Here is a 5,219-nt window from a genome sequence, read left to right as displayed (position 1 = left end):
TCGGCCCCGGCGCGCCACTGCTCCAGGGCGGTGGCGGCGGCGGTTCTGGCCCGATAGGCCTCGGCGTAGCGACGGCACAGGGCGGCGTGGTCCGGTCCGCCCAGGCCGTCGAGGGCGGCCCGCTGTGCGGAGGCGGAGCGCAGACGCAGTTGATCGGCCTGCCCGTGTACGGATACGAGTCGGGCGCCGACGTCGGCCAGGACCGCTGAGGGTACGGCGCGGCCTCCCAGGTGGGCGCGGGAGCGGCCCGAGGCCGGTACGGTGCGTGAGGCCAGCAGCAGGTCGTCGTCGAGCTCGGCTCCGGCCTCGGCCGCGCGGGACGCGGCACGGGAAGCGGGGGACAGCACGAAGGCACCCTCTACCAGGGCTCGATCGGCGCCGGTACGCACACTGGTCGCCTCGGCACGCTGTCCCAGGAGCAGCCCGAGGGAGGTGAGCACCATGGTCTTGCCGGCGCCCGTCTCCCCGGTCAGGGCGGTCAGCCCGGGACTGAGCAGCAGGTCGGCCTGCTCAATCACCCCGAGGTTCTCAATGTGTAGAGACTCGATCACCGCGCGTCGCCGTCCCGGCCGGGCAGTGCGGCGGACGCGTCGGCGCTGCGCCAGCCCTCCACGGGCAGGTCGAACTTGCGCACCAGGCGCGTGGCGAAGGGGGCGGTGTTCAGCCGGGCGAGCCGCACCGGGCGCTGCGCGCGGGTGACGCAGATGCGCGAACCGGTGGGGGCGTCCAGGCAACGGCGCCCGTCGCACCACACCTCGGCCCCGCCGAAGCCGGCGTGGTAGATGACGACCTCCAGGCGGGAGTCGGGCCCCACCACCAGGGGGCGGGTGAACAGGGCATGTGCGGACAGGGGTACCAGTAGCAGCGCCTCCACCTCGGGCCAGATGACGGGGCCGCCACCGGAGTAGGCGTAGGCGGTGGACCCGGTGGGCGTGGCCATGACCAGCCCGTCGCAGCCGAAGGAGGACACGGCCTGCCCGTCCACGCCGACGGCGACCTCGACCATGCGGGCCCGATCCCGCTTCTCCAGGGCCGCCTCGTTCAGCGCCCAGTCGCGGGTGACCGAGCCATCGGGTGCCTGTACCTCCACGTCAATGGTCATGCGGGTGTCGACTACGTACCGGCCGGCCACTAGGTCGGCGACGACCTGCTCCACGGCGTCCGGATCGGCCTCGGCGAGGAAGCCGACGTGGCCGGTGTTGATGCCCAGTAGGGGCACGTCGCGGTCGCGGGCGACCTCGCTGGCACGCAGGATGGTGCCGTCACCGCCCATCACCAGGACCAGGTCCACGTCGCCCTCGAATCCGGGCTCGACGGGCTCGACGCCGTGGGAGCGCAGTGCCGCCTCCGCCCGGGCGACGGCCGTGGCGGTGGGGGCCGCCTTGCGGTGCGGCGGGACCGGTTTGTCGTTCAGGTCGCGCTGGAGGACCATGACGCGCCGCAGCCGCGGCTGAGACTGCGGCGTCGGGTTGGCTGCCGCAACGGCCTGCGGTGCCGCATCTCCCACCGGTGAAGTTGCGGCCTCGGTGTAGGCGGCCTGACTTGGTTCGGTTGGGGTTTCGGTCGTGGCTTGGGGAGCGGTCTCGGGAATGATTCCGGTGGTCATTTTCCGCCTCCTTCCGTGCGGCGTCGACGCTGCGTGTGTCCGGCGGGCCCTGCCTCCACGGCGCGGCGCGCCTCCTCTTCCAGCGCCGGACCGTGCAGGTCCGTCGGTGAGCCGGCCTGTCCGGCATGCATGTTCACAAAGTACTCGACATTTCCGGCGGGCCCGGGCAGCGGCGAGGAGGTGACCGCGTCAATGCCCAGGCCCAGAGTGTGGGCGCATTCGCATACGCTCAGCACGGATTCGACATGCAGGGCGGGGTCGCGAACCACTCCCCCGTGGCCGAGGCGCTGTTTGCCGACCTCGAACTGGGGTTTGACCATGAGCAGCAGATCCGCGTCCGGAGCGGCCGCGGCAACCAGCGCCGGTAGCACGGTGGTCAGAGAGATGAAGGAGAGGTCGCCGACGACGAGTTCGGGAGCCGGGGCGACCACCTCGGGCCGCAGCGTGCGTACATTTGTGCGCTCAAGCACACTCACACGCGGGTCGTTCCGCAATGCCCAGGCGAGTTGTCCGTAGCCGACGTCGACGGCGACGACATGTGCGGCGCCGCGTCGCAGCAGCACGTCGGTGAAGCCGCCGGTGGAGGCGCCGGCATCCAGACAGCGCCGTCCCCTGATGCGCGGTGCCAGACCCCGCTCGGTGAGTGCGTCGAGTGCCCCCGCCAGCTTGTGGGCGCCCCGGGAGACGTAATCGTCTGTGTCCGGGGCGATGATCTCGATCGCCTGTGCGGGGTTGACCTGCCGCGCAGGTTTGGTCACCACCACGCCGTCCAGAGTGACGTGACCGTCGTCGATGAGCCGGGCGGCGTGGGTGCGTGAGCGGGCGAGCCCTCGCCGAACCAGCTCGGAATCGATGCGGATCAGTCGTGCCATGTGGTTGGGTGTCGGTTCTGGGGTTAGTTCTCTGTCTGGTGCAGTTGGGAGGCGAGTGCCTCATTGATGGCGGCGAGTTCGGCGGCGCGTTCCGCCAGCGGTAGGGCGGCAGCTGCCTCAAGTCGACCCGACAAGTCCAGCTCCGGCGCGGGTCCCGGACCGTGTATGGGGCCGGGGCGCGGGGCCGGCTTGGGAGTGGTAGTCATCGGACTGTTCCTAAGAGGTCGTTTGTGGTTCAGTGCGTTAGGCGGTGACGCTGAGCTCGGGCACGTTCACATCATCCGTGCGGCCGGCGTTGGCGTCGGCGTATTCCCAGAGCGCGCAGGCGAGCGCGCGGTATGCGTCGAGGGTTACGGTGGCGGACGCCGCGTCAAGGAATCCTGCGACCTGGCCTTCTATGCCCGTCTCGTTCACATGCCATCGCTCGTCACCGACCTGCCACCAGGTCTCGCCGTCGACGCTGACCTGGAGGGGGTCAGGGTGGGGCTGCAGCAGGCCGCGCAGGTCGGTGTGCAAGAAGGTCGGCCGTTCCTCGGGGGAAGCCAGCAGCACGTCGCGGGCCGTGCTGACGCCCGTGAGCACATGCAGCCCGGGGATGTCCGCCGCCCGGGCGCCGACATGATCGGTGTTGAGCCGGTCCCCGACTGCGAGCGGCCGGGTGCCTCCCGCACGGCGCAGTGCGCGTTGGTAGATGCCGGGGAAGGGCTTGCCGCCGGCGAGCGGTTGGTGCCCGGATGCGTTGGCCACCGCCGCAACCAGGCTGCCGTTGCCTAGGGCGAAGCCGCGCTCGGTCGGCAGGGTGGCATCCAGATTGGTGGCGACGTGTATGGCGCCGTTGGTTATGGCGTACAGGCCTTCGGACATCATGGCCCAATCGACCGCGGGGTCCCACCCCTGTACGACGGCAGCGGGCTGGTCGTCCGCGGAGGCGACGACCGTAAAGCCCTCGTCGGTCAGCGCCTGGCGCAATCCCTCGCCGCCGATGACGAAGACCGGGGCGCCGTCTGGCAGATGCTCGTGGAGCAGCGCCGCCGCATCCATGGCGGCGGAGAAGACCTCGCCGGTGAAGGCAGTAATGTCATTGCGCGCGAGCTTGTCAACCACGGCCTGCGGGGCACGGGAGGCGTTGTTGGTGACGAACACCAGTTGCATCCCGTAGTTGCGCGCGCCGTTGGCACCCTCGGCCGCGTGAGGTACGCGGGCGTCTCCGGCGAAGCAGACACCATCCAGGTCGAGCAGGGCGACGTCGTAGACGGTAGCCAGCGGCTGGCTGCTACCAAGCAGGAACTGGGAGGCGTCCCCGTGGAGAGTGCTCTTCGCGTCGGCCATATCAGTCCTCCGCCGGTCCTGCGACCGCAGTCGCGCCGTCGGCCTCGGGTTCGGCTCCCTCGGGATCCGTGCGTGCCGTGCTGTCGTCAGCGCCGACGGAGGCGCCGACGGCGTGTGAAGCCTCGCGAGACTCGGCGACCTCCGCGGTTTCCGATGGCTCCGGGGCGGCGGACGGCTCCTCGCTTGCTTGCGGAGCGTCGGCCACGGTCACGGCATGCTGCTCCTCTTCGTAGTCGTCCTCGATGTCGTAGACCTCGACCTCTTCGGCTGGTTCGCGCTCTTCTCCAATGCCGATGCGCTTGCGGATCTTGGCCGCTTCGTCGCCACGGCCGAGTTCCTCGAGCCGATCGGCACGCACGGAGTGGAGGCGGCGCAGGGTTTCGCGGTCGCCGCGGAACATCATGATCGCCTCTTCGATGACAACCAGTCCAAGCTCGCTCTGCCCCATGTCATGGCGTACCCCGGAGACCACCATGGCGAGTTCAGCCTCCTCGAGATCGTCGAGTTGCCTGGGGTCGGCCTCCTGCGCGACCTTCAGTGCCTGGTTGTAGCGACCCAGCGCGCGTTCACAGTCGGCCTCGATGGCACGGTGCAGGTCCAGACCGGAAAGCCGCCTGGCGGCACGGATCTCACGCAACGCCTCGTTGTAATGGCCGGAGAGGTAGGCGGCGATACCCGCTGACTCCCTCACCACCGCCACGCGTCCGGCATGCGATGCCGCGTAGCGCGCGTGCTGGTATGCGAGTTCGGGATCGGAGTCCAGCAGGCGCTGCACCATCACCAGGTGGCGAGCCACGTTTTCCGCGTTTGCGCGTCCCAATGAGCGCAGCTCGCGCCGGGCCGAAGCCTCAAGATTCTGTGGAAGCACATCGGACGGCACCCGAGGCTCGGGTACACGCGAACGCTGCGGCGGACGGGAGCCCCCTTCATGCCTACGTGCGCCGCCGCCATATCCGCGCCCGCGACCATCGTCGTGCCTGCGGCCACGCCCGTTGCCGCGATAGCGGCCATCACCATCTTGCGTTCCGGATCCCCGGCGCTCGGCCCCGTGCCGCCGCCCCTGATCGGGGTGCGCGCGCGGTTGATCATCATCCCGACGGCGGAAACCGTGCCGGTCTCCACCCCTACCGCGGCGGTTCCCGGAGCCGGAACGGTCTTCACGCCTGTCGTACGCCATGGTCCTTCTTTCTCGTTCGTCGGCCGGCGCTCTTAGCGCTTCGTGCCATGAGATCAAACCCTACCTGGGGGCGACTCCAATGGCGATCCCGCGAGAATGTGGTGCGCGCTTCTATAAGCGGCCGCCCATCTGGTGTGTCGTGCGGTTGTGGTGTGTGTCGTGTGGTGTGGGTGTGGTGTGTGTTGCTCGTCTTGGGGGGTGTGTGGGTGTGGTTGTGGGGTGTGGGTTCGTGAGC

Annotated in this window: 7 protein-coding genes; all 7 read right to left on the bottom strand. The window is 69.6% G+C overall.

Going from position 1 to position 5,219, the window contains the following annotated elements:
• Positions 1-551, bottom strand: a 551-nt coding sequence (locus BN1056_RS12285; protein ID WP_210581610.1) for an AAA family ATPase, incomplete at its 3' end; no start/stop codon positions are given.
• Positions 548-1,432, bottom strand: coding sequence for an NAD kinase (locus BN1056_RS12280; RefSeq protein ID WP_073332762.1), 885 nt, complete (start codon positions 1,430-1,432; stop codon positions 548-550). The genes BN1056_RS12285 and BN1056_RS12280, both read right to left, overlap by 4 nt.
• A gap of 170 nt (positions 1,433-1,602) precedes the next feature.
• The gene (locus tag BN1056_RS12275) at positions 1,603-2,478 is read right to left on the bottom strand and encodes a TlyA family RNA methyltransferase (protein ID WP_210581608.1); all 876 of its coding nucleotides are present in this window, start codon (positions 2,476-2,478) and stop codon (positions 1,603-1,605) included.
• 23 nt (positions 2,479-2,501) lie between these two features.
• The gene (locus BN1056_RS12270; RefSeq protein ID WP_210581606.1) at positions 2,502-2,684 is read right to left on the bottom strand and encodes a hypothetical protein; all 183 of its coding nucleotides are present in this window, start codon (positions 2,682-2,684) and stop codon (positions 2,502-2,504) included.
• A gap of 37 nt (positions 2,685-2,721) precedes the next feature.
• Positions 2,722-3,807 carry an HAD-IIA family hydrolase gene (locus BN1056_RS12265; RefSeq protein ID WP_210581604.1) on the bottom strand — a complete coding sequence of 362 codons (1,086 nt, stop codon included), beginning with the start codon at positions 3,805-3,807 and terminating at the stop codon, positions 2,722-2,724.
• Position 3,808: 1 nt separating this feature from the next.
• Positions 3,809-4,585: a hypothetical protein gene (locus BN1056_RS12260; protein WP_244671697.1), complete on the bottom strand. Its 777-nt coding sequence runs from the start codon at positions 4,583-4,585 to the stop codon at positions 3,809-3,811.
• Positions 4,585-4,968 carry a hypothetical protein gene (locus BN1056_RS12255; protein WP_210581612.1) on the bottom strand — a complete coding sequence of 128 codons (384 nt, stop codon included), beginning with the start codon at positions 4,966-4,968 and terminating at the stop codon, positions 4,585-4,587. Before BN1056_RS12255 ends, BN1056_RS12260 begins: the two co-directional genes overlap by 1 nt.
• Positions 4,969-5,219 lie beyond the last annotated feature (251 nt).

Source organism: Actinomyces succiniciruminis (assembly GCF_900002405.1).
In the GTDB taxonomy this organism is placed as follows: Bacteria; Actinomycetota; Actinomycetes; order Actinomycetales; family Actinomycetaceae; genus Actinomyces; species Actinomyces succiniciruminis.
The sequence above is the reverse complement of the archived record's forward strand: the minus strand, read 5'-3'. Positions and strand labels throughout refer to the sequence as shown.

Bases quoted from the DNA above. Each gene is read 5' to 3' on its own strand.
- BN1056_RS12270 (WP_210581606.1), bottom strand. From the start codon at position 2,684: ATGACTACCACTCCCAAGCCGGCCCCGCGCCCCGGCCCCATACACGGT.
- BN1056_RS12275 (WP_210581608.1), bottom strand. From the start codon at position 2,478: ATGGCACGACTGATCCGCATCGATTCCGAGCTGGTTCGGCGAGGGCTC.
- BN1056_RS12265 (WP_210581604.1), bottom strand. From the start codon at position 3,807: ATGGCCGACGCGAAGAGCACTCTCCACGGGGACGCCTCCCAGTTCCTG.
- BN1056_RS12260 (WP_244671697.1), bottom strand. From the start codon at position 4,585: ATGGTGCAGCGCCTGCTGGACTCCGATCCCGAACTCGCATACCAGCAC.
- BN1056_RS12280 (WP_073332762.1), bottom strand. From the start codon at position 1,432: ATGGTCCTCCAGCGCGACCTGAACGACAAACCGGTCCCGCCGCACCGC.